The following is a 22,557-nucleotide window of genomic DNA, read 5'->3' on the forward strand; positions in this document are numbered from 1 at the left end:
GCTATCGCTTTATATGAAAGACAAAACATCAAGGAGAAAAAAAATAAGGAAACTTATCTTGTTTCTTTTGGTGATACCTTTCCTTTTTCTTAGCCTTATTTTTGGTTATATCTACACTAAACAAGAAACTATAATTCAAAATCAATTAAAGCAATTAAATACAGAGTATAAAGGCTTAATTAAAATTGGTAAAAGTGAGCTTTCACTGTTTAAAAATTTCCCGTATACCTCAATAAAAATTAATGATGTTGAAATTTTTGAAGCTAAACCCGATTCTGTTTCACCTATAATGCAAGTAAAACATGTTTACATAGGCTTTGATTTTTGGGATATTATACAGCAAAACTATGATGTACAGTCGATTTTAGTTGAAGACGGATTTCTAAACTTCATTTTGCACAAGGATGGCTCAAATAATTTCGAAAATGCTCTTAAAGCAGATAAAGAAGGTGTAGAAACACAATCAACTTTAGATATACATCTAAAAAAGATCAGACTTAGAAATTTAGATATTCACAAGTTAAACGAATCTAATCTTACAGATATAGAAACTTATGTATATTGGGCAGATGGTGGTTTTAAAACAAAAAATAATACAATAGAGGCACATGTCGATACAGAGTTTAAACTCAATATTATTAAAGATACCGACACAACGTACATTAAAAACAAACACTTTGAATTTGACACAGATCTTACCTATGATGAAAAATCTGGTATACTAAAAATTTCGCCTACAACTGTTGTTATGGAGCACTCAGATTTTGAGCTGATAGGCAGTCTTGCAACTAAAGAGGATATGGATTTAGACCTTTCTATAAAAGGGAAGAAATCAAACTTTGATATGTTTATAGCATTTGCTCCGCACGACATTATACCCATTCTTGAACGCTATAATAACGCTGGTGATATTTATTTTAATGCGGAAATAAAAGGGCCTTTAGAAGATGAGAGAATGCCATTTATAGAAGCCAATTTTGGAACCAATAAAGCTTTTCTTGAGAATACTAAAAAAGGAAGACGTATAAGTGATTTAGGATTTAAAGGCTATTTTACAAATGGCAATGAGCGTACTTTAGAAAGTATGGAATTATCATTAACTAATATGACTGCCAAATTAGAACGTGGAAAATTTTTAGGATCTATAATGGTAAAGAATTTTGAGCACCCAGATATTGAAGCACAATTAGATGTAGACTTTAATATTAAATTCATTACTGATTTTTTTAATATTAGTGGTATTAAAAATACATCGGGCAATATAGCATTGAAAATGAACTTCCATGATATAATAGATCTCAATAATCCTGAGCTAGCTTTAAATAATCTTAACCAAGCCTATTTTAGTGAATTAAATATTTCTGATTTGAGTATTTTATCTGAAGATTTACCAGCTCCATTAAAACGTTTAAATGCGCATTTGGTTATGGAAGGTAAAAATACTACTGTAGAAAATTTCGATCTATTATTTGGAAAGTCCGATTTATCAGTAAAAGGTTTTTTAACCAATTTACCATCAATAATTCATCATACAAACGACTCAGTTGTAGCACATTTAGATATTACTTCTAATCTCATAGATGTTGCAGAGTTAACAGGGTTTTCAATTGCAGATAGCATTGGTACTGATGAACAAATTACAAACCTAAAAACAGGGTTATCTTTTAAAGCCTTAGCAAGAGATTTTACGGATTTTAAAAATTTACCGATGGGTGAGTTTTTTGTTGATAGCTTGCAAGCAAACTTAAAGCATTATCCGCATAATTTCCATGACTTTTATGCCGATGTTTTAATTGATAAAAATGATATGAAAGTTGTTGATTTTAAGGGTTATATTGATGATTCCGACTTTCATATCAATGGCCATGCACACGACTATAAATTTTGGTTTAAAGAAACATTACAAGGTGATGTTATTCTTGATTTAGCGCTAAATTCTAATCTATTACGGATTGAAGATTTATTTACTTATAAAGGAGAAAATTATGTTCCGGAAGAGTATAGACATGAATCATTTAAAAATTTAGAGCTAGGGTTTAATACAGTCTTACATTATAAGGATTCTGGTATTAAGGCTATAGATTTGGATATAGAAAAATTGCAAACAAAAATGCAATTGCATCCTAATACCTTTGAGAATTTTAAAGGTCATTTTCATTATGAAGATAGTCGACTTGTTGTAAATGATCTTAGTGGTAATATTGGAAATTCAAATTTTGATGTAGACATGAGCTATTATATAGGTAGTAGAGATAGTATAAATAAGACTAATAATTTACTGAGACTTAAATCAGATTATATAGACTTTGATGCATTATTTAAATTTAATCCAGAGCCACCAAAAAAAGCAGTTGTATCTAATGAGTTGAGCGATGTAAAGTCTCATGCAGATGCCTTTAATATTTATGAACTTCCTTTTACAGATATGACCTTTAATATTGATGTAAAACGTTTAAAATATCACAGAATTGATTTAAAAAATATAGAAGGTCAATTACGAACAACAAAGAATCATTACATTTATGTAGATACACTCAATCTTAATTCTGCAGGAGGTAGTTTTAAGCTTTCGGGTTATTTTAATGGAAGCGATCCTAAACACATATATTTTAAGCCTTCTATGTATATACAAAATGCTGATATTGATAGACTCGCTTATAAATTTGAAAACTTTGGTCAAGACCATTTAGTATCAGAAAATCTTCATGGTCGCTTAACCTCTACAATTACCGGAACTATTAGAGTTTACCCAGATTTGGTACCAGATTTAGATCAATCAGAAGTTCATATGAACGTAAAAATTTTAGAAGGGCGGCTAGAAAACTATGAGCCCATGGCACTGTTTTCAGACTACATTGGAAATAAAAATCTAAAGAAGATAAAATTTGACACACTTCAAAACAGCATTGATATTACTAATGGAAAGATCACTATCCCAAGTATGACTGTAGAATCGACAATTGGCCATATGGAAATTTCTGGTACGCATGATAGCGATCATAATATTGAGTATTATTTAAGGATTCCATGGAAAACTGTTAGAAAAGCTTCTTTGTATAAAATCTTCGGAAACAAGAAAAAAGCGGATTCAGTGTATAGCGAAGAGACTATTGTGAAAGTTGATAAAACAAAAAAAACACGCTACTTAAATTTAAAGATAATAGGAAGTGTCGATGATTATGATATATCTTTAGGAAAGAAAAAGAACAAAAAATAAAAGAGAAGCTATAGTATTAATTATTGTTACAATCTTATATATTACAAAAAATGATTACTAAATGAAAAAATTAGCACTACACTGGAAGATTATAATCGGTATGGTATTAGGAATTGCCTTTGGATTGGCATTTACGACCTTTGAGATAGGGCCAAGTTTAATTGCAGACTGGATTAAACCCTTTGGAACCATTTTTATTAATTCGTTAAAGTTAATAGCGATTCCATTAATTCTAGCTGCATTGATAAAAGGAATATCAGATTTAAGGGATATTTCTAGTCTTTCTAAAATGGGTTTTCGAACTATCGTGACTTACATTATTACTACAATTGTTGCTGTTTCTATTGGTTTATTAGTTGTGAGTACAATACAGCCTGGTAATTCTATAGAAGAAGATACTAGAAATGAACTTATTGAAGCTTATGGTGGTGATGCAGAAGCCAAACGAATGGCTGCAAAAAACCAAAAAGAAGCTGGGCCTTTACAGGCTTTAATTGATTTAGTGCCAAGCAATATAGTAAGTGCAGCATCGAGTAACAGAAATATGCTACAAGTTATTTTCTTCGCTGTATTTTTTGGAATTGCATTAATACTCATTCCTGAGGATAAATCTAAAACCGTAAAGAATTTTTTCGATGGACTTAATGAAGTTATATTGAAAATGGTGGATTTAATTATGCTAGCTGCTCCCTATGGTGTTTTTGCTTTAATGGCAGCATTAGTAGTTGAAGCACCTAGTACAGATTTATTTGCTGCTTTAGGTATGTATGCCATTTGTGTTGTTTTGGGTTTAGGGCTAATGGTGGTATTCTATATTGTCTTGGTTAAAATGTTTACGAAAAAATCACCTCGTTTTTTCCTTAATGGTATAGCTCCAGCTCAGTTACTTGCGTTTTCTACAAGCAGTAGTGCGGCTACATTACCTGTAACCATGGAGCGTGTTACAGAGCATTTAGGTGTAGAAGAAGAGGTTTCTAGTTTTGTTTTACCAATTGGAGCGACAATTAATATGGATGGTACAAGTCTGTATCAAGCTGTCGCGGCTGTTTTTATTGCCCAAGCTTTTGGTATGGATCTATCTATAGGGACGCAATTAGGTATTATAGCCACAGCCACACTAGCCTCTATAGGCTCAGCGGCTGTTCCTGGAGCTGGTATGGTTATGCTTGTTGGTGTTTTGGGTTACGCCGGAATTCCTGAAGCTGGATTAGCCTTGATATTTGCAGTAGATAGACCGTTAGATATGTGTCGTACTGTGATTAATGTTACAGGTGACGCCGCAGTATCTATGCTCGTTGCAAATTCTCAGGACAAACTGCATGACCCAAAACCAAAAGAATGGGATGATAATTATGAAGCAGTAAAATAATTTGATTTTTTATTAGAATAAAAGTCACTAACTTTAAGTGTTTTATTAATCAACCAAAATGATACTAGAATGAATGTTTGCTTTATAATGTATCCATGGGAAGAGATTGACCCAGAAAATGATACCAGTTTAGCTTTAATTAAAGAATGTGCCAAAAGAGGTCATGGTGTAGCTATTTGCAGTCCGGCAAACCTTACTATAAGAGATAGCGTAACAAATGCGTTTTGTAATGTCATTGGTAGGATGGAAAAAGTGCCATCGAGTTTAAAGTCTTTTTACAATAAGGCTAAATTACGTGAAGAAATGCTACCATTAGCTGGTTTTGACGCTATTTTCTTTAGAGCAAACCCACCTTTAGATCCAATAATGCTCAATTTTTTAGATTCAGTTAAGGACGATGTATTTATAGTAAATTCACTTCAGGGTATGCGTGAGGCGAATAATAAGCTTTATACTGCTGCTTTTGGTGATGCTCATAGTAATATCATACCAAATACACATGTTTCAAAAAATAAAAACTATTTAATAAAGCAGATCAAAGAATCTAAAGCTGATAAAATGATATTAAAGCCATTAAACGGCTTTGGTGGCTCTGGTGTTATTCTCATTGAGAAATCTGCCATGAGCAATATTAACTCATTATTAGATTTTTATATCAGTGCTGGTGAAGGAGATTCTAATTACGTTATTCTTCAAGATTATATTGAAGGAGCAGATCAAGGAGATGTTAGAATTTTATTATTAAATGGTGAACCTGTTGGTGCAATGAAGCGTGTTCCTGGTAATGACGATCACCGCTCTAATGTATCTGCTGGTGGAAGTGTACAAAAGCACGCTTTAACGAAGGCTGAGAAAGCATTATGTAAGCAAATAGGACCTAAGCTAGTCAAGGACGGCCTCTATTTTGTAGGTATAGACGTTATCGGTGGAAAATTAGTAGAAGTCAATGTTATGTCTCCCGGTGGTATTACATATATTAATAAAGTCTATAAGAGTAAAACGAAAGTGGAGGAGAAAGTCATTGATTTCCTTGAGAGTAAGGTTTTAGATCAGTTACAAGCTTTTGATAGACGTACCAGATTACGAAAAGCAGTAGAGGAGGCATAATAGATTAGTATGCCAGTTATAACTCACATCTCATCTCCCTTAGTTTCAGCAGTATGGTTACATACAAATCTTGAAGCTGAGAATTTAATTGTTTTAGACGCCACAATTAATAAACAAATTGATGAGCATTCAGTAAGAATTCCGAAAGCTCGATTTTTTGATATTAAGAAAAAGTTTAGTGACACAGAATCATCTTTTCCTAGTACATTGCCTAGTGCTGATCAATTTCAGCAAGAAGCTAGAAAACTCGGTATTCAAAAGAATTCTGTAATTATAGTCTACGATGATAAAGGAATTTATTCTAGTGCAAGATGTTGGTGGTTATTTAAAGTGTTCGGATTTACAAATATTGCTGTTCTAAATGGCGGTTTGCCAGAATGGAAGAATAAAGGACATCGTATTAATACCTATGATAATTTTGAATTTTCCGAAGGTGATTTTGTAGCTAATTTTAATCCGAGCTTAATGACAAATTTTGAAGGAGTTAATTTATTTTCAAAAGATAATAACGTCTTAATAATTGATGCGCGATCAGAAGCAAGATTTACGTGCCAAGTCGATGAACCTAGAGAGGGTCTAAGGCGTGGCACAATTCCTAATTCTTTAAATTTGCCATACACTGAATTATTAAATGATAATTTAATGAAACCTAAGTCTGAACTGCAAGTATTTTTTAATAATTTAAAGCTTGAAAATAATAAAGTTGTATTTAGTTGTGGCTCTGGAATTACAGCTTGCATTTTAGCATTAGGAGCAACTGTTTGTGAATACAAAGATTTAATAGTCTATGATGGGTCATGGACAGAATATGGAACCCTAACAAATTAGTATGAAAACAATCGACTGGACAAGAGACGAACTTGTAGCTTATATATTATTGTTTGCCGCACATTCAGATTTTAAAGAAGATAATCATGAAAGAAATATTATTATTTCTAAAGTAGATATGCAGACTTTTCAAGAAATCCATGATGAATTTGATAATGACAACGATTATCAAGGCATTCAAAAGATTATGACAAGTTTACGTCAACATGGCTATGATAAAGACGATATTAATATATTACTAGCAGATATTGAAGTCTTGTTTTTCTCTGATGGTGAGTTTAATTCCTTAGAGCAAAATATGATGATATTTTTAACTAAAATCATTAAAGATGCCTGATAAAAAATTATTAAGGAAACACGAGTTAGCTGTTTATTCATTTATTGTATCAATATCAGTTTTATTTTCTGTTATTGCTCTGACTATATTTAAAGATAATAATGATGTAAAATCAGTATTAATTAATCTTGCTACAGAGTTTTTTGGTGCAGGTGTAATTTATTTTGTTGTGCAACGATTTTTCGGACTAGATGATAAAAATGAAATCATTGAAAATAAAGTTGATTTACTAGCAAATAAGTTAGAGAATAAAGATATTGACAATAAACTAGATAGCATAATTCAAGAATTCAATGACAATAAAAATTATAAAATCATAGATAGAAATAACAAAGCCTTTAACGAGGACTTTTATAAATACTTCAATGAAAAAATTTTAAATGCAAAGCACAATGTCTTTATGACTGGTGAGGGGTTTGAATTTCCGGAAGACAATGATAATACAGATAAATTAAAAATTGCTCGTGATTTTATTGAAACTCAAAGAAAGGCTTTACAAAACAACCCTGAATTAAATATAGTTAGACTACAAACTGAACCTAATATAAGTGATAAATGGAATGAAGATCTTAAAAGCCTAGTAATAGAATTTCCAAAACGATTTGGTTTACACTTAAAAACAAATATTGTAAAGTCGGATAGTATAGCTTCTGTATGCACTATTGATGAAGAAGATGATATAGATAATATAACAGAATTTATGTACAGTACTAAAAGTAATATTGGTACAACAACAACTAATATTGCTGGCTTATCTATTTTTATCAGAGGGAACAGGCAACTATGCGGGAATGTGCTATCCTATATGAAGAAAGAGATTGATGATAAGCTGACGATAAAAATTGATGCAGATAATTTCGATTTGCATATGACAGAAAGTATACTTTATTTCGCTTTTGGCTCTAACATGAACGTAGAACAAATGGTTAACAATCGTTGTAAATCTGCTAAAAAAATCTCTAACGGATATATTGATGACTATGAATTAGTATTTAATAGAGAAGGTACATCTCGAAAAGGTGGTGTCTCAAGTATTATTTATAAAGAAGAAAAAAAAGTATATGGTGTTGTATATCTGATAAATTTAAAAGATAAAAAGAAGCTTGATAGTATTGAAGAAGAAGGTAATGCTTACAAACAAAAAATGATGAATGTTGTTGTTTTAGATGAAGAGAATAATGATAATCACAAGCAGTATTTAGAATGCTTAGTTTATATATCTAATCCACAAAAAGGTGAATTTAAACCATCTGAAGAATATATTACTACGATGATTTCTGGTGCAGAACACCATAAATTACCAGATAATTATATTAAGTTTTTAAAGAGTTTCAAAAACTAAATTTTTATTCATGCTTAAATTATCTATACAAGAAATTGTTAGCAAAATCGAGAATGAAGAAGTCTTTCATGCAGTATCAGAAGATTATTCATTTACAATTAAATTAGATGCATATGTACATTACGCTTGTAGTGCTATTCATAATGGCAACCAGTTTAGAAAAGAGCTTTGGAATAATTGTTTACATTCTGAATACGATAGATGGTACGAGGAGGATCCTGAAACCAAGAATATGATTATATCCCATCCTATTGTAATAGCTGGATGTGATTCACGTTTTGAATATGATTTAAATCGCCCTTCAGAAGAAGCTGTCTTTGAAACCGCTTGGGGAAAACAACTCTGGAAAGAACCTCTAGCAGAATCAGAAAAAGAGAAAAGTTTACTAAAGCATGCAAACTTTTATAAGGTTGTAAATGCTTTAATTTCTAAACTAGAAGAAAAGTTTGGGGTTTGTATAGTTTATGATATTCATAGTTATAATTGGCAGCGATGGGACAGGGAGGTGCCTACATGGAATTTAGGTACTACAAATATTGATATTGAAAAATATGGTGATATGATAGAAGAATGGCGCAGGACTTTAACTAGCATTAAATTCCCAAATGATATTAAACAAACTGCTGCTATAAATAATACCTTTTTCGGAAAAGGTAATTTCTTAAAATATATTACTAAAAACTTTAAGAATACATTAGTTTTGGCAACCGAAATTGCAAAAGTCTATTGCGATGAATATAAACAGATTATTTATCCCGAAGTAGTTACAGCTGTAGAACAACAATTACAGACACTTTTGCCTAAGCATGCCGACGAATTTTATAAGAAGTTTAAAACATAATGTCCATAATAAGAACTAAAGAAGCGTTTCAAGATTTATTTGATATAGATGCCAACCTAAATCGATTGGTTAGAAATATTGAGCTCCTTAATTATATTAACCCACTGAATATAGCATCTGAGAAAAAGAAATTTTATTCTTCAAAATATAATTACCAACCACAATTTAAGTATCCTAAAATGAAATTTAATGGATACAAATTACATCGTTTGTTTTTCTCTCAACGTTTAGAACGTATAGAAGATAATGAGATTAGACAATTATATGAAGATATTATATATGAGTATTCTGGTTTAATAGAATGTATAGAAACAATAGGACAAGGACGAAAATTTTATTTCAATAGTCTTAAGAGTTTTGGAACACCTACGGAGAAGGATATTGAAAATGCCAAATTCATTCTACGTTTTGATGATTCAGAATTTAATGAAGAAATGCTACCTATGTATTCTGCCGAAGAGGCAAAGGCATATTTTGATGATTTCTCTAAACGGTATGATTTTAATTATAACATAAAAATTTCAAATAACCTTTCTGCTGCAGCAATGGTATTAAATAATACGCAGACTTTAGTTTTACGTAAAAGCCATAAATACAGTTTAAACCAGCTAAAAGTATTAACAAACCATGAGATTGGTGTGCATATGGTAACGACTTTTAACGGCTTAAGTCAGCCTTTAAAGGTGTTTTCTAACGGTCTCCCTAATAATGTTGAAACTCAAGAAGGATTGGCTGTGTATTCAGAATTTATGAGTGGTTGTCTTACAATAGAGCGTTTAAAAGAACTTGCTTTTAGAGTTATTGCAGTAGATAGTCTAAATAAAGGTTATAATTTTTCTGACACATTTAACCTTTTGAATGGTCAACATAAGCTAAATAGAGACAAGGCTTTTGGAATTACTTTGCGCGTGCATAGAGGAGGCGGATTTACTAAAGATCATTTATATTTAAGTGGTTTAAAAAACGTATATAAGTATGCAAAAAATGACGAAGATTTAGGAGTTCTACTTACGGGTAAAGTGACTATGGAATATGTTTCTACTATAAAAAAACTTCAAGATTTAGGATTAGCTGTAGAGCCAAAGTATTTTACAGATGCCTATATCAAAAACAATAATAGTAATCCAAATTTAGATTTTATTTTAAAGAGTTTGAAGTAATTAAAAACCTCAAAGCTAAATATTTCAGTCTATCAATTTCATTGACACCATTAAGAAGCTAGACCTAATTCTTAATAGAATCCGACTATTTCCTTACTAACTGAAATAAGGGTCGAACTAACAATATCTCGCTTTGAGGCTTACTACATTACTAAGCTTAAAAACCATTAACTTAAAATAAGCTTAGAGCTAAGTTAGGTCGCAAATCTAATTTATAACACCAAAATTTAGTGTATTGTTACTTCTGGCTAGTTAACTAGCCTTTTGAATGAGTCAATCGCATTAATTATAATAAGTTGCATCTTATAGATGATTTTTACACCTAATTAAAATTTAACAATTATATAGTGCTCTATATCGAGTATTTTCTATTGAGATAATAAAGATGTATACATTTGTAATAACAAAATAATGTGCTATTAACCAATTCATTACAACCCTCAAACAAGAATTGAAATTTTGTTTAGATTAAATTAGTTTTAAGTAAGTTGTTAATTTCAAAAAGCCTTTTAGAGTGGATGCTAAAAGGCTTTTTCTATTCTATAAATTTAGATTTTAATTCCGGAGTAGGTATCATACAAGATTCTTTTTTACCATACCATTTGTAGCGGTTTTTCGCAATAAAGTTGTACACCCAATTTCTAATAAAATTCGGTACAATAAAAAATACAGCCATTAAATTAGTAGGGAAATTTAAAGACTTTGCTATAAAAAGTGCCGCTGTAGATTTGTCATAAATCTTTCGTTCTTTTGGCTTATAAAGTATAATAGAATCTGTTTTTACAATATCAATATTAAACTCATTAATAATTGATTTACCAATTGTGCTTTGAAGTGGAGCAAATAAAAACTTGTTTTTATTGTCTCGTTTTATAACGTACAAGACACTGCTGTTGCAAAGGTTGCAAACTCCATCGAATAATATTAATTGCTTGTCTTTGGGTATATTCTGTATCACAGTACAAAGATACAGACTAGGGAAGTAATTTCACTAGCTTGTTAACAGCAAATTAGTACTTACTTTTTCTTTGCTTCAACTAATTCTAGCAAGTCTAAACTAACGTTTGTTGTAAACATCCCATAATTGACGTTAGCTTTATTTTTTTCAATTGAATCTATACTGCCAACAGCCCTTCCATCATGCATTCTAACCCGATCTCCCACTTTTAATATAGGTTTAGGTTTTTCTATTGGTTTGGCTTTTTGCTTTGCCGCCTTTTTCTTTTTACGGATAACTTCAACCTTTTTTTCAGCTTCTTGTTTTACTTGTCTTTCTTTGTGCTTTTCAGCTCGTTTCTGTTTTGCAGAAACTTTTTTGCGTTTAGAGTTTTCTATTTGAACAAGTTTAAACAACTCGGCCATTAGTTCGCGTTTCTTTTTATTTTCAAAGTACTTTTCTGAAATATCATTAACTTTTTGACCTAAATATATAAGCCTTTGGTTAGAATCGTACAGTTCTTGAAAGCTTTCAAGTTTTTTCTGAACTTTTGCATTTACTTCTTCTAGTTTATCTGCTTCAGATAATTTCTTTTTTTCATTTTCTTTTAGTGCGCGTTCAGTCCGTTCTAACTTGCTACGTTCTTTTTGAAGTTTAGCGATAGTTGCATCAAAGCGTATTTTTCCGCGTTCAATTTTCTTCTTAGATTTATTAATCAAGCTATATGGAATTCCATTTTTTTGTGCGACTTCGAATGTGAATGAACTGCCAGCCTGGCCTACAACTAATTTATACATAGGCTCTAAAGTTCTTTCATTAAAAAGCATATTCGCATTTTGGATATGAGGTAACTCGTTCGCTAATAGTTTTAAGTTAGAGTAGTGTGTAGTAATGATACCAAAAGCTTTTCTATCGTAAAATACCTCTAGAAAAGTTTCCGCTAAAGCACCACCGAGTTCTGGATCACTACCAGTGCCAAACTCATCAATTAAAAATAGAGTGTTTTTGTTGCATTTTTTTAGGAAATAATTCATCTGTTTTAAACGATAACTATAAGTACTGAGGTGATTTTCTATGGATTGATTATCACCTATATCGCTTAGAATACGATCGAACAGGCATACTTTACTGCGTTCATGCACAGGAATTAGAATTCCGCTTTGTATCATGGTCTGTAAAAGACCCACTGTTTTTAGTGTAATGCTTTTGCCTCCAGCATTTGGTCCAGAAATAACGATAATTCTACTGTCTTCATTTAAGCCAATAGTTTGAGGAAAAGTGATTTCTTTCTTTTCTTTATTAGTGAGGTATAATATCGGATGGTAAGCATCCCTAAAATACATATCTCGTTTATCTGAAATTTCTGGTAAAATAGCGTTCATACTTTTAGCGTACTTCGCTTTTGCACAAATAAGGTCAATATTTGTTAGGAAATTTTGATACTTATTAAGTAGTGGTAAAAATAAACGAATATAATCTGTTAACTCTTTTAATATTTTTACAACTTCCTCTTTCTCTTCGTACTCTAGGTTGTTTAATTCTCTAGAGTATTGTAATGTTGTTTCGGGCTCGATGTAAACTATACTGCCAGTTTTACTGCCACCCATTATAGCTCCTCTAACTTTTTTACGATACATGGCTTTTACAGCAAGAACACGCTTATTCTCAACAACAGATTCTCTGATGTCATCTAAATAATCGAGGTTGTGGTATGTATTTAAAGCAGAAGAGAAACTTGTGTTTATCTTAACTTTTAGTTTGTTAATTGATCGACGTAATTCTGATAGTAGAGGAGAAGCATCATCTTTAATATCACCAAATCTATTCACAACACCATCAACTTGCTCAATAATAGTCGTATTAAGCTCTATATGTTGACTATATTGATAAAGTTTTGGGTAGTATTCCTTAAACTTATCTAGAAATTTTAAAATAGTATTAACGGTAATCGATGTACTTACTAACCGCTGAAAACTTTTGACTTCTAAGTAGGTGTTTTCAATTTTTAAAAGCTTTAGTTCTTTAGAAATAGAGTCGAAACCGTGATTGGGAATTCTATTATCATTATCGTAAGAGGAAAGGTATTCGTTGACATATCCTAATTCTTGTTTTAATATTTCAACAGATTCAAATGGAAGTATAGCTAGTGCAGCTTCTTTTCCAAGAGCTGTAATGGTATGTTCACTAATTTGTTCTAAAACTGTAAAAAACTCAAGGTCTTTTAAAGTTTTTTCATGAATACGTATCACTGTGATATTAAAATTTAAGGAATGCAAATTTAGGGTAATTGTTGTGATATGCCTAATACTGTAAATTCATTTTGTTATACTTATTTTTGATTAAAATTTTATTAAATGAATGTTGAGATACATAAAAGTTGGAAGCCTTATTTACAAAAAGAATTTGACAAGCCTTATTTTAAAAATTTAATAGAATTTGTAAAGACTGAATATCAAAATTATACCTGTTTTCCGAAGGGATCGCAAATTTTTAATGCTTTTAATTATTGTCCTTTTGAATCTGTGAAAGTAGTTATTATTGGTCAAGATCCTTATCATGGCTTAGGCCAAGCCAATGGTTTAAGCTTTTCTGTAAACACTGGTGTTAACCACCCACCATCTTTAAAAAATATATTTAAAGAAATTGAAAATGATTTAGGGATAAGTTATCCAGAAAATGGAAATTTAGAATATTGGGCCAGTCAAGGAGTGTTACTTTTAAATGCGACATTAACTGTTAGAGCAAATGAAGCAGGTAGCCATCAAAAAAAAGGATGGGAACAATTTACAGATGCAGTAATAAAATTAATTAGTAGTAAAAATCAGAATATCATCTTTTTACTTTGGGGAGGATTTGCTAAAAAGAAAAAGAAATTAATAAATACCGACAATCATACTGTACTAGAAACAGGTCATCCTTCTCCGCTAAGTGCAAATAGGGGATATTGGTTTGGAAATAAGCATTTTAGTAAAACTAACTTCCAGTTGCTGCAAGACGGCGAATCTGAAATTGATTGGGAACCAAAGAAGCGGTAGGTCGTTTATTTCTAATAATGTACGGTCTGATGTTATTAACTTTCTTGTTAGACTTATTACAACTGAATATTAATAGTAAAAAGTTAACTGCAATTAAGAAAGATAAAATTAGAGTAATAGTTAAAATCATAAGTGTCAATTTGGTGTGTCAAATGTAACTAAAAAATTGAAATACTGAAAGTTATAAACAATTTCATCTAAATTTACTTACAAATATAGTACATGTAAACAGTGTTTTTTGTCGATGATTAAAGGCTTTTAGGTGTTATTTATAATCATTATAAATAAATTTTATATTAGCAAATATGTCTATATTTTATAAAAATTAAGACTTTTTAGGTGCTAAAATGAAGGCTTTAGTTCGTGGATTAGGTCAGAATAAGGAACTTTTTTTGGTATAATATTTAAGTTAAAAAGCTGATCTTGAACATTTTCAATTGTTTTTGAATCAATAAGTCCTTGAGACCAAGTTGTAAGAGAAAGCCATTCTTGCACGTCTGCTAATTCTTGTTCATAACGATTTGCTATAGTTCTATCTATACTTGGTATAGACTTAAATTCTGAAGTGGTTTCATTAATAATGTCTAGAATAGTTTGTAAATCATCCTCATTATTTTGAATAAATTCTTCTCTTACTGCTATTACAAAACAGGGCCAAGGAGAAGGACAGTCATCTATGCGTCTAAATATGCCATCGTCTACTAAAGGCTTAGTGGTAAATTTTTCCCACATAAAATAGTCCGCTTCACCATTAGTTAAACCTTCTATTGCACCTTCTAAATTTCTTATAACTTCAAAATTTAAATCTTTATCTAAATCCCAACCATTTTTTTTTGCATTGATATATGCCATAAGGTGCGAGCCTGAACCGTATCTGCTAATCGCAGCTCTAGTTCCCTTTATGTCTTCTATACTTTTAAACTTTGAATCTGCTGCGACATGAATTCCCCATACTAAAGGAGACCGAACAAATGTTTGTACAATTTTAGAAGGATTACCAGCAATGATATCTTTAATAATCCCTTCAGTAAGTATAACAGCTATATCAATGTCACCAGATCTTAATCCTTTGCACATAGCTCCTGTACCGCCATAATAGTCGTGCCATCTTAGATTAAGCCCTTCCGTTTTATATTCACCATTTTTTAAGGTTAAATACCAAGCTAAATTAAAGTGCTCTGGCACACCTCCTATATTTACTTTTCTCATTTATGCTTAACTTAATTGAGTACCTTTTTTACTAAATATTTACAATACGCTCGAGAGCGTATTCAATTAACCTATTAACAGTTTTCTTTGGATTTTTACTAAAATCTCCTGTAGCTCTATTTGCTATGATAGCATTTAATGACAGTGCTTCATGTCCTAATAATTTAGAAAGCCCATATATAACAGAGGTTTCCATCTCAAAATTCGTAATCCTAAAATCTTTATAACTGAAATTATCAAGTTTCATATTTAAGTTTGGGTCATGTAAAGGAAGTCGTAAGACTCTGCCTTGTGGCCCATAGAAACCACCAGCTGTGCCAGTCATTCCTTTAAACATTTTACTGCTCTCAAAATATTTTTCTAAATATTTACTATTGTTTATAACGATTGGTCTCGCTTTATTTTTGTCCCAGTCGGTATGATTAATAAAAGCGTCTTCGATTTCTGGATTACTTATACCATTTATTTGATAAAAATGGAGCATACCATTAACATCTAAGCCGTGTGTGCTGATTAAAAAAGAATCTACAGGGATATCTGCTTGCAATGATCCAGAAGTACCTATACGTATAATATTTAGGCTTGTAAGATTTGTTTTTGGTTGACGTGTTTTTAGGTCAATATTTACCAATGCATCAAGTTCATTTAAGACAATATCAATATTATCAGGCCCTATGCCAGTAGATATAACAGTTATTCTACTGTCTTTATAATATCCCGTTTGCGTTTTAAATTCACGTTTTTGGGTAGTAAAATCTACACTATCAAAATGCTGAGTTATTTTTTCTACTCTATCTTGATCTCCAACAAATATTATAGTGTCTGAAATATCCTCTGGTTTAAGGTTAAGATGGTATACACTTCCGTCCGGATTTAATATTAATTCAGAGTCTTTAATTGACATTCAAAACTGTTTTAATGAGTTTGTTTTCTTCTACACTAAACTGATATTCTAAACGTTGTAAACCTCCATAAACCATGTTGTTTTTAATTTCTGAAGCAAAATTATGTTGTCTTAATAATGCTTCATGACCTTTTCGATTGAGTTTGATTTCAGTTTCCGACTCGTCAAAAAATATAGAAATCTTATCTATAATCCGCTTCATTTGTGTGTCTCCAAAGCCGTAATACCCTTGGTAATTTAGACTATATCCCAAAAGATGATGTTTAGATTTAATTTCATTATCTCTAATTAATCTAAGTATATTATCTTCTAATACATTTAAGCCACTTTTTTGATGTGGGAAGCGTTTTAAATGTGCTTTTAAGCAGTTGGTCATATACTTAAAGTTCGATTTGGTAACAATATATGGTTTTAAAATATTATGGTCCGTGCCGCAATATGTTCGCCATAACGCTATGCACAAATCAATATCTTCTCTAGTTAACAAAACTTTATCTCTATAATGCGCTTTTATTTGTTCTGGTTTTAATTCAGCCAAACCTTTAAGATTCTTTTCGCCTTCAACACGACCACTGCAAATAAGGTATATTGGTTTTTTTATTTCCTTTTGGTGTAAAAGGTTTATCACACCAATAAGATTAATATGGCAAAAGAGGTCATATTCAAACCACAAGTTAATCTGAGAATACTTATCAGTATCATCTAGTTTAGCTAATTCTCTTTTAAGTTCATTGGTATTAACTTCGATATTATAATGCGCTTTAAGAAACTTACGTCTAATTTCTAAAAACGCATCAGAATCTATTGCAGGTATTGTTGGTCCTTCGCACAACATCTCTTGCCAAGTTAATATGTCATCATTAAAATCTAGTTCTCTTAAATAATCGGTAAGCACATTACCATTTGTTATGTGTAAAATTTTTTCAGTCATAAATATTAACCACCAACACGTTTAACATTAAATCCTTTTTCTTTTAGTATAGTCATAATTTTATCTCTGTAATCTCCTTGGATAATTATTTTGTTATCTTTAAAACTACCACCAACACTAAGTTTAGTCTTTAATTCTTTTGCTAATTTCTTAAAATCTTCTGTAGCACCATTATACCCTTCTAAGATTGTAATTGGTTTACCTTTTCGTTTTTCATATTTACATAGAATTGGTTCTTCTTGTAGCCAAATATTACTTTTAGATTTTTCCACTTTAATAGAAGGATCTAGTTTATGATCTGGAAAAAGATTTTTTAGTTGATCTTGTAAGTCCATTACTTTTTAATCAAACCAAGTTCAATAAGTCGCTGATTTAAAAACTCTCCTGCAGTAATATTTTCGTACTGTTTTGGGTTTTGCTTGTCAATACAACTATCTAAAACATCTAATTTCATTTCGCTTATTGGGTGCATAAAAAACGGTATTGAATATCGTGAAGTTCCCCAAAGTTCACGAGGTGGATTAACAACTCTATGGATTGTAGACTTTAATTTATTATTGGTATGACGCGATAACATATCTCCAACATTAATCATTAACTCGTCAGGCTCTGCTATAGCATCTAACCATTCGCCATCGTGCCGTTGTACTTGTAAACCGCGACCTTGCGCTCCCATTAAAAGTGTAATAAGATTTATATCGCCATGAGCCGCTGCTCTAACTGCATTTTTTGGTTCTTGAACTATAGGAGGGTAGTGAATTGGTCTTAATATTGAATTGCCATTATGAATATAATTATCGAAATAAGTTTCTTCTAAATCTAAATATAATGCTAATGAACGTAATACATATTTAGCTGTTTTTTCTAACATGGCATAAGTCTGTTTGCCAACTTTATTAAAATCGGGTAACTCAGTAACATTTACATTTTCTGGATATTCTTTTCTGCGTTCATCGTCATCCTCAACATATTGACCAAAATGCCAAAACTCTTTTAAATCGCCTTCTTTTTTGCCTTTAGCGCTTTCTTTTCCGAATGAAACATAGCCACGTTGTCCGCCAATACCAGGTATTTCGTAACTTTCTTTAGTGTCTAGTGGTAAATCGAAAAAGTTTTTGACTTCACCATAAAGACTATCTACTAATTTGTCATCTAAAAAATGTCCCTTTAAAGCAACAAAACCAATATCTTGATAGGCTTTTCCTATTTCATCAATAAATTTTTGTTTTCGTTTTGGGTCGTCAGAAAGGAAATCCTTTAAATCAACGCTAGGTATTCTGTCCATTGGTAATTGTTTAATTTATAGTCAATATACAAATGTAACGAAAATTGGCATAAATTATTCAACCGAAATTATTGACAATTTAAAGAGCTTACAATACTATTTGAAGCATTTTTATTTACATTTGAATGTTATCAATAATTTCTGAATGAAATATTAATTGAATGAAAAAAATAATACTCGTTACTTTAATATTAGTTTTTTCATTTGCAATGAAAGCTCAAACTCGCGATTTACCAAAAAAACCAAAAAACGGAAAATGTTACGAACGTAAATTTAGTTTGGATAAAAAGTATGGTTGGAAAGAAATTGATTGTAAAAAAAATAAAAAGAGTGAAGCAAAGCTGCCAAAAGATAAAGTCCCGACAGAAGAAGATATAACTAAAGCGAAAGAGTTTTATAATAAAATCAAAGAATACCAAACAAAATTAATAAATGAAGGTTATGAAGTTGAAATTAATGGAATTTTCGATGATACTACAATAAATGCGCATCATAAATATTTGAAACAAAGAAAAAAAATTGAACGAAAAAAACGAAGAGCTAAGAAAAAAAAGCTAAATCAGAATAAAGTATAATTACCATAATCCAATTAGGAATCGCAAAGTACTTATTTTACTATTCTTTTTATTTGTTAACTACAAAACAAGAACTTATGCCCACAATAACCAAATGCAACATAGACTACGATAAGCGCAACTTGAGTGATAAAGTACTTTTAAAGCTTTATTATAACATGCTTAAGCCTCGTTTAATAGAGGAAAAAATGTTGATTCTGTTGCGTCAAGGTAAAATTTCTAAATGGTTTTCTGGGATTGGTCAGGAGGCGATTTCTGTTGGTGTCACAATGGCTTTAAAACCTAGCGAATATATATTACCAATGCATAGAAACCTTGGTGTATTTACAACACGCGAAATTCCGTTACATCGTTTATTTTGTCAATGGCAAGGTAAGGCAAGTGGCTTTACTAAAGGGAGGGATCGTTCGTTCCATTTCGGAACACAAGAATACAACATTGTTGGTATGATATCGCATTTAGGACCACAACTAGGTGTTGCAGATGGTATAGCTTTAGCTAATCTTTTAAAGAAAAATGGGCAAGTAACTGCTGTTTTTACAGGTGAAGGTGGGACAAGTGAAGGTGATTTTCACGAAGCATTAAATGTTGCATCAGTATGGCAATTACCAGTTATATTCTGTATTGAGAATAACGGATATGGATTATCTACGCCAACAAGCGAACAATATAACTGCAAACATTTAGCAGATAGAGGTAAGGGTTATGGTATAGAGTCCTTTGTTCTCGACGGTAATAATATTATAGAAACCTACACCAAGATTAAGAAACTCACAGAGAGTATTAGAAAACGCCCTAGGCCAATTCTAATAGAATTTAAAACCTTTAGACGACGAGGGCATGAAGAGGCGAGTGGTACTAAGTATGTACCTGAGGGTTTAATGAAAGAGTGGGAGGCTAAAGATCCAATTGAAAATTTTAGAAGTTATCTATTTAGTAAGAAGATTTTAACTACAGAAATTGATAAGACATACAGCGATAAAATAAAGACAGAGATTGATAGCGCCTTGGAATCCGCTTATGCCGAAGAGGCTATTATTCCCAATGAAACTAACGAATTAAATGATGTATATAAATCATTTGATTATAAGCATTTTAATCCTAATAGTAACACCAAAGAACTGAGGTTAGTTGATGCTATTTCTGAAAGTCTAAAACAGTCCATGGAAAAGCATAATGATTTAGTAATTATGGGACAGGATATTGCCGAATATGGTGGTGTCTTTAAAATCACTGAAGGTTTTGTAGAGCAATTCGGTAAAGATAGAGTTAGAAATACTCCAATTTGTGAATCTGCTATAATTGAGACAGGTATGGGTTTATCTATCGCAGGACTAAAATCTGTGGTAGAAATGCAATTTGCAGATTTTGCAACCTCTGGTTTTAATCCTATCGTCAACTATTTAGCTAAATCGCATTACCGATGGGAGCAGCAAGCTGATGTAGTTGTAAGAATGCCATGTGGAGCAGGTGTCGCGGCAGGACCTTTTCACTCACAAACCAATGAAGCTTGGTTTACAAAAACACCAGGTTTAAAAGTAATATATCCAGCATTTCCCTATGATGCTAAAGGATTATTAGCAACTGCTATTAATGACCCTAACCCTGTCTTATTTTTTGAGCATAAAGCATTATATAGAAGTATTAGGCAAGAAGTGCCTACAGACTATTATACTTTACCTTTTGGTAAAGCTGCTCTTTTGAAAGAAGGAGAAGCTATTACTATTATTACTTATGGAGCTGGTGTACATTGGGCATTAGAAGCTTTAGAAAACAATGCTGGGATCTCTGCGGACTTAATAGATTTAAGATCTTTACAACCTTTAGATAAAGAAGCAATTTTTAGTTCTGTTAAAAAAACAGGAAGAGCAATAATACTGCAAGAAGATTCATTGTTTGGTGGTATAGCTAGTGATATATCGGCTATGATAATGGAAGAATGTTTTCAATATTTAGATGCTCCTGTAAAGCGTATGGCTAGTATGGATACACCTATACCGTTTGTTGGTCAACTCGAGGATCAATATCTATCTAGAGATAAATTTGAAACTACATTAAAAGAATTAGTAAATTATTAATTTAAACTTTTAGAAATTTCCTCTACTTCGTCTAATACTCTCAAAAGATTACCACTCCAAAGTTGTTCAATTTCTGCTTCAGTATAACCACGTTTTACCAATTCTAAAGTAACGTTAAACGTTTCAGACGTATCGGACCAGCCTTCGATACCGCCACCACCATCAAAATCACTACTTATGCCAACATGGTCTATTCCTATTTTTTCTATTAGATAATCAATATGATTTACAAAATCACCGACATCTACTCCAGGTGGTAAATCTTTCATTGTTTTAGATTTTTCTTTTACTAGCGTTCTCATTTTGCTGTAAGCCTCGTAATAGGCTTCACGTTCCATTTCTGGTAATTTAGAAGCTTCACTGCGTGCGAGCATTGAAATACCTAAAGAATCCATTACTTGCTTGCCTAAATTTTCTAATTCTTTATTTCTGAGATTGTGTTTTTCGGTATTTAAATACGAAGAAAAAGCCACCGTTTGTACAACACCTCCATTTTCTTTTAACCATATTAATTGCTCGTCATCTAAATTTCTACTATGATCGCAGAGTGCTCTAGCGGAAGAATGTGATGCTATTATTGGAGCTTTACTCAATGCTATCATTTGTTTCATGGATTCTTTTGAAGGATGAGACACATCTATCATCATACCTACACGGTTCATTTCTGTAACGACTTGTTTACCTAGTTCGCTTAAACCATTGTGTAGCCAAATGCTATCACGCTCTCCTGTATTACTATCGCATAATTGGCTATGACCATTATGAGATAAAGACATGTAACGTGCACCAAGTTTATAAAATTTTTCAACATTACTTATGTCTAAGCCAATTGGGTAACCATTTTCAATGCCAATCATTGCCACTTTTTTACCGCTGGCGTCAATACGTCTTACATCATCTGAGTTCAGAGCTAATTCAATAGCGTTAGGTGCAATATCTGTAACTAATTTGTGTATAGCGTTAAATTTAGACATCGCATTTTCGTATGCCTTCGCATATCCATTTTCTGATAATGAATCTTGACCGGTATAAACAATAAACCATGCTACGTCTAAACCACCTTCTTTCATCTTTGGTAGGTTAACTTGGTTATCTAAACGTTGTGAATAATTTAAGGAGTCCGTAAAGTTCTTCACATTAATATCGCAATGTGTATCTAGTGTTATAACTTTTTCATGAATTGCTCTTGCATCGACTAAAAGTTGATCTTCTGTTTGCGTTTCAGTTTTACAACTTGTCATAAGAGTTATGATTATAAGATTCATGAAAACAATTCTAACCTGCATAATTTTTCAATTTACATTAAATGTATGCAGAAAATCATAACTAACAAAAAGCAATAGTAAAATAGGAAATTGAATGTCCTTTGTCGGATAATTAGGTAGTTAGTAGATACTCAACG

19 protein-coding genes are annotated in these 22,557 nt (G+C 31.6%); 11 read left to right on the top strand and 8 right to left on the bottom strand.

Annotated features, from left to right (window positions below; translation table 11 throughout):
• The first annotated feature begins 13 nt into the window (after positions 1-13).
• The 8 genes from ACFWU4_RS12825 to ACFWU4_RS12860 all read left to right on the top strand — a co-directional run bounded on the left by ACFWU4_RS12825 (position 14) and on the right by ACFWU4_RS12860 (position 10,201).
• Positions 14-3,217, top strand: a complete 3,204-nt coding sequence (locus ACFWU4_RS12825; protein ID WP_411128499.1) for an AsmA-like C-terminal region-containing protein — start codon at positions 14-16, stop codon at positions 3,215-3,217.
• A gap of 61 nt (positions 3,218-3,278) precedes the next feature.
• A complete protein-coding gene (locus ACFWU4_RS12830; RefSeq protein WP_411128501.1) occupies positions 3,279-4,586 on the top strand; it encodes a dicarboxylate/amino acid:cation symporter in 1,308 nt (435 codons plus the stop codon).
• Positions 4,587-4,655: 69 nt separating this feature from the next.
• Positions 4,656-5,693: a glutathione synthase gene (gshB, locus tag ACFWU4_RS12835; RefSeq protein WP_411128503.1), complete on the top strand. Its 1,038-nt coding sequence runs from the start codon at positions 4,656-4,658 to the stop codon at positions 5,691-5,693.
• 9 nt (positions 5,694-5,702) lie between these two features.
• Complete coding sequence (locus tag ACFWU4_RS12840; protein ID WP_411128505.1) at positions 5,703-6,521, top strand: sulfurtransferase; 819 nt, start codon at positions 5,703-5,705, stop codon at positions 6,519-6,521.
• 1 nt (position 6,522) lies between these two features.
• The gene (locus ACFWU4_RS12845; protein ID WP_411128507.1) at positions 6,523-6,858 is read left to right on the top strand and encodes a hypothetical protein; all 336 of its coding nucleotides are present in this window, start codon (positions 6,523-6,525) and stop codon (positions 6,856-6,858) included.
• Positions 6,851-8,200: a gamma-glutamylcyclotransferase family protein gene (locus ACFWU4_RS12850; RefSeq protein ID WP_411128509.1), complete on the top strand. Its 1,350-nt coding sequence runs from the start codon at positions 6,851-6,853 to the stop codon at positions 8,198-8,200. Before ACFWU4_RS12845 ends, ACFWU4_RS12850 begins: the two co-directional genes overlap by 8 nt.
• Before the next feature lie 10 nt (positions 8,201-8,210).
• Entirely contained in the window at positions 8,211-9,041 is an 831-nt protein-coding gene (locus ACFWU4_RS12855; RefSeq protein ID WP_411128511.1) for an N-formylglutamate amidohydrolase, read from the top strand.
• Complete coding sequence (locus ACFWU4_RS12860; RefSeq protein ID WP_411128513.1) at positions 9,041-10,201, top strand: flavohemoglobin expression-modulating QEGLA motif protein; 1,161 nt, start codon at positions 9,041-9,043, stop codon at positions 10,199-10,201. The genes ACFWU4_RS12855 and ACFWU4_RS12860 overlap by 1 nt, the downstream gene beginning before the upstream one ends.
• Before the next feature lie 535 nt (positions 10,202-10,736).
• On the opposite strand, the gene ACFWU4_RS12865 is transcribed toward ACFWU4_RS12860, so the two are convergent.
• A complete protein-coding gene (locus tag ACFWU4_RS12865; RefSeq protein WP_411128515.1) occupies positions 10,737-11,159 on the bottom strand; it encodes a thiol-disulfide oxidoreductase DCC family protein in 423 nt (140 codons plus the stop codon).
• A 59-nt stretch (positions 11,160-11,218) separates the two neighbouring features.
• The gene (locus ACFWU4_RS12870) at positions 11,219-13,387 is read right to left on the bottom strand and encodes an endonuclease MutS2 (protein ID WP_411128517.1); all 2,169 of its coding nucleotides are present in this window, start codon (positions 13,385-13,387) and stop codon (positions 11,219-11,221) included.
• Positions 13,388-13,492: 105 nt separating this feature from the next.
• Here ACFWU4_RS12870 and ACFWU4_RS12875 point away from each other — a divergent pair, with 105 nt between their 5' ends.
• Positions 13,493-14,173 (top strand): uracil-DNA glycosylase, encoded by a 681-nt coding sequence (locus ACFWU4_RS12875; protein WP_411128519.1) that lies wholly within the window; start codon positions 13,493-13,495, stop codon positions 14,171-14,173.
• 342 nt (positions 14,174-14,515) lie between these two features.
• Here ACFWU4_RS12875 and ACFWU4_RS12880 read toward each other — a convergent pair whose 3' ends face one another.
• Genes ACFWU4_RS12880 through ACFWU4_RS12900 form a run of 5 tightly spaced genes read right to left on the bottom strand, consistent with a single transcriptional unit; the run spans position 14,516 to position 18,502 of the window.
• Positions 14,516-15,382, bottom strand: coding sequence for a substrate-binding domain-containing protein (locus ACFWU4_RS12880; protein WP_411128521.1), 867 nt, complete (start codon positions 15,380-15,382; stop codon positions 14,516-14,518).
• A gap of 31 nt (positions 15,383-15,413) precedes the next feature.
• The gene (locus ACFWU4_RS12885) at positions 15,414-16,286 is read right to left on the bottom strand and encodes a nucleoside phosphorylase (RefSeq protein WP_411128523.1); all 873 of its coding nucleotides are present in this window, start codon (positions 16,284-16,286) and stop codon (positions 15,414-15,416) included.
• Positions 16,276-17,217 carry a DUF1835 domain-containing protein gene (locus ACFWU4_RS12890; protein WP_411128525.1) on the bottom strand — a complete coding sequence of 314 codons (942 nt, stop codon included), beginning with the start codon at positions 17,215-17,217 and terminating at the stop codon, positions 16,276-16,278. The genes ACFWU4_RS12885 and ACFWU4_RS12890 overlap by 11 nt, the downstream gene beginning before the upstream one ends.
• A 5-nt stretch (positions 17,218-17,222) precedes the next feature.
• Entirely contained in the window at positions 17,223-17,552 is a 330-nt protein-coding gene (locus ACFWU4_RS12895; RefSeq protein WP_411128527.1) for a translation initiation factor, read from the bottom strand.
• Positions 17,552-18,502: an isopenicillin N synthase family dioxygenase gene (locus ACFWU4_RS12900; RefSeq protein WP_411128529.1), complete on the bottom strand. Its 951-nt coding sequence runs from the start codon at positions 18,500-18,502 to the stop codon at positions 17,552-17,554. Before ACFWU4_RS12900 ends, ACFWU4_RS12895 begins: the two co-directional genes overlap by 1 nt.
• Positions 18,503-18,663: 161 nt before the next feature.
• Here ACFWU4_RS12900 and ACFWU4_RS12905 point away from each other — a divergent pair, with 161 nt between their 5' ends.
• Entirely contained in the window at positions 18,664-19,077 is a 414-nt protein-coding gene (locus ACFWU4_RS12905) for a hypothetical protein (protein ID WP_411128531.1), read from the top strand.
• A gap of 77 nt (positions 19,078-19,154) precedes the next feature.
• Complete coding sequence (locus ACFWU4_RS12910; RefSeq protein ID WP_411128533.1) at positions 19,155-21,155, top strand: thiamine pyrophosphate-dependent enzyme; 2,001 nt, start codon at positions 19,155-19,157, stop codon at positions 21,153-21,155.
• Here ACFWU4_RS12910 and ACFWU4_RS12915 read toward each other — a convergent pair.
• Complete coding sequence (locus tag ACFWU4_RS12915) at positions 21,152-22,420, bottom strand: dipeptidase (RefSeq protein WP_411128534.1); 1,269 nt, start codon at positions 22,418-22,420, stop codon at positions 21,152-21,154. The genes ACFWU4_RS12910 and ACFWU4_RS12915 overlap by 4 nt on opposite strands.
• Positions 22,421-22,557 lie beyond the last annotated feature (137 nt).

The organism is Winogradskyella sp. PE311, assembly GCF_046545555.1.
Classification (GTDB): domain Bacteria; phylum Bacteroidota; class Bacteroidia; order Flavobacteriales; family Flavobacteriaceae; genus Winogradskyella.

Bases quoted from the DNA above. Each gene is read 5' to 3' on its own strand.
- ACFWU4_RS12825 (WP_411128499.1), top strand. From the start codon at position 14: ATGAAAGACAAAACATCAAGGAGAAAAAAAATAAGGAAACTTATCTTG.
- ACFWU4_RS12830 (WP_411128501.1), top strand. From the start codon at position 3,279: ATGAAAAAATTAGCACTACACTGGAAGATTATAATCGGTATGGTATTA.
- gshB (WP_411128503.1), top strand. From the start codon at position 4,656: ATGAATGTTTGCTTTATAATGTATCCATGGGAAGAGATTGACCCAGAA.
- ACFWU4_RS12840 (WP_411128505.1), top strand. From the start codon at position 5,703: ATGCCAGTTATAACTCACATCTCATCTCCCTTAGTTTCAGCAGTATGG.
- ACFWU4_RS12845 (WP_411128507.1), top strand. From the start codon at position 6,523: ATGAAAACAATCGACTGGACAAGAGACGAACTTGTAGCTTATATATTA.
- ACFWU4_RS12850 (WP_411128509.1), top strand. From the start codon at position 6,851: ATGCCTGATAAAAAATTATTAAGGAAACACGAGTTAGCTGTTTATTCA.
- ACFWU4_RS12855 (WP_411128511.1), top strand. From the start codon at position 8,211: ATGCTTAAATTATCTATACAAGAAATTGTTAGCAAAATCGAGAATGAA.
- ACFWU4_RS12860 (WP_411128513.1), top strand. From the start codon at position 9,041: ATGTCCATAATAAGAACTAAAGAAGCGTTTCAAGATTTATTTGATATA.
- ACFWU4_RS12875 (WP_411128519.1), top strand. From the start codon at position 13,493: ATGAATGTTGAGATACATAAAAGTTGGAAGCCTTATTTACAAAAAGAA.
- ACFWU4_RS12880 (WP_411128521.1), bottom strand. From the start codon at position 15,382: ATGAGAAAAGTAAATATAGGAGGTGTGCCAGAGCACTTTAATTTAGCT.
- ACFWU4_RS12885 (WP_411128523.1), bottom strand. From the start codon at position 16,286: ATGTCAATTAAAGACTCTGAATTAATATTAAATCCGGACGGAAGTGTA.
- ACFWU4_RS12890 (WP_411128525.1), bottom strand. From the start codon at position 17,217: ATGACTGAAAAAATTTTACACATAACAAATGGTAATGTGCTTACCGAT.
- ACFWU4_RS12895 (WP_411128527.1), bottom strand. From the start codon at position 17,552: ATGGACTTACAAGATCAACTAAAAAATCTTTTTCCAGATCATAAACTA.
- ACFWU4_RS12900 (WP_411128529.1), bottom strand. From the start codon at position 18,502: ATGGACAGAATACCTAGCGTTGATTTAAAGGATTTCCTTTCTGACGAC.
- ACFWU4_RS12905 (WP_411128531.1), top strand. From the start codon at position 18,664: ATGAAAAAAATAATACTCGTTACTTTAATATTAGTTTTTTCATTTGCA.
- ACFWU4_RS12910 (WP_411128533.1), top strand. From the start codon at position 19,155: ATGCCCACAATAACCAAATGCAACATAGACTACGATAAGCGCAACTTG.
- ACFWU4_RS12915 (WP_411128534.1), bottom strand. From the start codon at position 22,420: ATGAATCTTATAATCATAACTCTTATGACAAGTTGTAAAACTGAAACG.